General features: G+C 68.2%; 2 protein-coding genes and 1 rRNA gene. All 3 read right to left on the reverse strand.

The window, feature by feature from the left end:
• Positions 1-309: 309 nt before the first annotated feature.
• Entirely contained in the window at positions 310-1,296 is a 987-nt protein-coding gene (locus ACWEVR_RS33920) for a tetratricopeptide repeat protein (protein ID WP_452470199.1), read from the reverse strand.
• A 383-nt stretch (positions 1,297-1,679) separates the two neighbouring features.
• Entirely contained in the window at positions 1,680-2,873 is a 1,194-nt protein-coding gene (locus ACWEVR_RS33925) for a hypothetical protein (RefSeq protein ID WP_452470198.1), read from the reverse strand.
• Positions 2,874-3,196: 323 nt separating this feature from the next.
• Positions 3,197-3,284 (reverse strand): 5S ribosomal RNA (rrf, locus tag ACWEVR_RS33930); the annotation flags it as partial.

Raw genomic sequence — 3,284 nt, forward strand, 5'->3', positions numbered from 1 at the left:
CGCGCGGCCCCCCAGGGGCCGCGCTCGAGCGCGCCAGCGCTCCAAAAACACAGCCCAATACCTTTGTGGTGCACAAAACACCGCAGTGGTTCCACACGGCCGGGAATGCGGCAAACGACGCACTCGAGTGGGCCCACACGGCCGGAACCGCGGTAGGTAAACCACTCGAGTGGAACCAGTCCGATGCCCCGCACATCGACCACAACCATCGCGACTACCCCAACCGCCTGACGACACCCCACACAGCAACAGCCGCCGACCGGAAGCCCTTGACAGACCCCAGCCGACGGCTGCGCATTCAACGAACTACTAAGCGTCCCCACCGGTCAATTCGGTAGCACGCTCCTCCGCATCAGTCTCACCGTCTTCATCAGCAGCCGCAGCATTGAGGAACCACTGCAACCCCTCATCAGTCCGCCCAGCAGCCACAAGAGCATCGGCATACGCATAGAACAACCGCGCAGCAGCCGACCCCGTACGAGCCGGATTCAGATCCGACGACTGCAGCGTCACCACAGCCTGATCGAACTGCCCCAAATCCATCCGCGCACCGGCGACAACGATCCGCAACTCGGTCGCCTCGTCACCGGTGAGCGCCTGCGCTTCCTCACTACGCCCCAACTCGATAGCCCGCTCCGGCCGCCCGAGCCCACGCTCACAGTCGGCCATCACAGCGAGCAGCCCGGACCCACCCGACATACGCCGCGCGGTCCGCAGCTCAGACAGCGCCTCGGCCCATTCCTCGGCGTGGTAGGCCACCACACCGGCGGTCTCACGCACGACCGCGATGCGCCCCGCCCGCTGCCTGGCGGCCCTGGCATGGGCCAGCGCCAGGCGCGGATCGTCTTCGAGCAGCTCGACGGCCATCACCATGTGCCGAGCGACGGTCTCGGCATTGCTCTTGTCCAGGCTCAGCAGATCGCGGCGCACAGCCGGATCGAGATCGGAGGCCTGCACGTCCTCGGGGATATCGGGCTCTTCCGGACGCGCAGCCCGACGATCGGTCGGCCTGCCGCCTGCGGCACGAGCACCCTCGCCGCCACGACGGCGATCATCGTTGTCGAACCGGCTGTCGCCCGAGTCGCGGTAACCGCTCCCGCCGCGGTCGCCACCACGGCCCGCACGGTCGTCACCACCAGGTGCCCGGTCGCTACCACGATCCAAGCGGAAGCCTCCACGACTGGAGCGATCATCGTCGCGGTCGCCGCCGCGTGCCCGGTCATCCCCGCGGCTCGAGTCGTCCGCACCACGATCCGAGCCGACGTCTTCGCGGTCCGAACGATCGTCGGAACGGATCGAATCCTCGCTCCCACGCGATGCGCGAGCGGAGTCACGATCGGAATCGTCGTGGCCGCGGTCAGGTCCGGAGCTCGCGCGATCCGACTCGTTCTCGCCGGCGTTGGAGCTGTCGACATCGGCGAAGGCTGGTTCCGCGGCGTTGTCCGAGCCGCGCGACTTCGTGTTGTCATCGATGTCGCCGGTCGGGCTGTTGCTCGCACGGAGATCGTCGGCGCCCGAGCCAGTTGCCTGGTCGTCGTTGCCCAAGAGCTCGGACTCGCTCGGGCCGCCTGCCCCTTCACGCCCGGAATCCACGTGCTCGGTCGACGACTTGCCCTGCTCAGTGGACGTGTCCTCGGCAACGCGGTCTGCCGGAGCACCCTCGGCGTCACCCGCCGAGATCACACCGAGCACATCGCCTTCGCGTTCCTTCCGCTTCTCACGGTAGGTGCCGTCCAGGGGTGCGCCGTCCTCCCCGACGAACTTGCCGCGACCGCCGGTCCCGGTATTGCGCTTGAACCCACCGCGTCCACGGTCGTCGTCGCGACGGGCACCGCGCTCGTCATCGCGACGGGCACCGCGCTCGTCATCGCGTCGCTGGTACCCACCACGATCGGAGCTGCCACCCCGCGAACGGTCATCGCTCTCAGCACGTCGGAACCCACCCTGGTCCCCACCGCGATCGAACCCACCGCGCGAACGGTCGCCGCCCTCGCCGCGACGGAAACCGCTACGATCGCCACCACGATCCGAGGAACCACGCGAACGGTCATCACCTTCATTACGGCGGAAGCCGCCGCGGTCCCCACCACGATCCGAGCTGCCGCGCGAACGATCATCGCCTTCGTTGCGTCGGAAACCGCCGCGATCGCCACCACGATCCGAGGAACTACGCGAACGGTCATCGCCCTCGTTGCGGCGGAAGCCACCGCGGTCCGAACCACCGCTCCGGCGGTCGTCGCTGCCACGGAAACCACCACGGTCTCCGCCGCGATCGAACCCACCGCGCGACCGATCGTCGCCTTCGTTGCGACGGAAGCCGCCACGATCCCCACCACGATCCGAACCGCGCGAACGGTCATCGCCTTCATTACGGCGGAAGCCGCCGCGATCCCCACCACGATCCGAGCTGCCGCGCGAACGGTCATCACCCTCGTTACGACGGAAACCACCACGGTCGGAACCACCACGACGGTCGTCATTGCCGCGGAAACCACCGCGGTCAGAACTACCGCGCGACCGATCGTCGCCTTCGTTACGCCGGAAGCCGCCGCGATCCGAGGAACCACGCGAACGGTCATCGCCCTCGTTGCGACGGAAGCCACCACCGCCACGGGGGCGGTCGTCATCGTTGCGACGGGAGCCACCACGGTCACCACCGCGCTCGAAACCGCCTGCGGGACGGTCGGATTCGTCGCGACGGCGGAAGCCACCACGATCTCCGGAACCACCGCGTGCGGCGTCGTCGCGCCGGGGGTAGCCGCCCTTGCCGCTGTCGTCGCGACGCTGGTAGCTACCGCGGTCCGAACCCCCACGATCGCCGCTGTCGTCGCGGCGGAGACCGCCTCGGTCGCCGGAACCGCCGCGATCGTCACGGTTGTAGCCGCCGCGGCCGGAGCCGCCTGCCGAGCCACGATTGTCGCCCTGACCGCCACGGGGGCGGTCGGTCGGTTCGCCGCGCCGGCCGAAACCGCGGGCGTCTCCGTCCCGGCGGAAAGACTTCCGTCCGTCGTTGTGTTCCGACACGGCGATCCCTTTCTAGGTTCCCCGGCCTCCGGGGAGAGTTGTCATGGCCCCGCCTGCAAAGAATTCAACCACGGGCGGACAACGGGGCATCGTCCGCCTGGCGTGCCGGGGACATTTCTGCCCCACAAACGCCGATAGGGGACCCAAATAAGGGTCCCCTATCGCAATGATTGTCCGGCGGTGTCCTACTCTCCCACACCCTGTCGAGTGCAGTACCATCGGCGCAGGTGGCCTTAGCTTCCGGGTTCGGAATGGGACCG

This window comes from Nocardia sp. NPDC003979 (assembly GCF_053605015.1).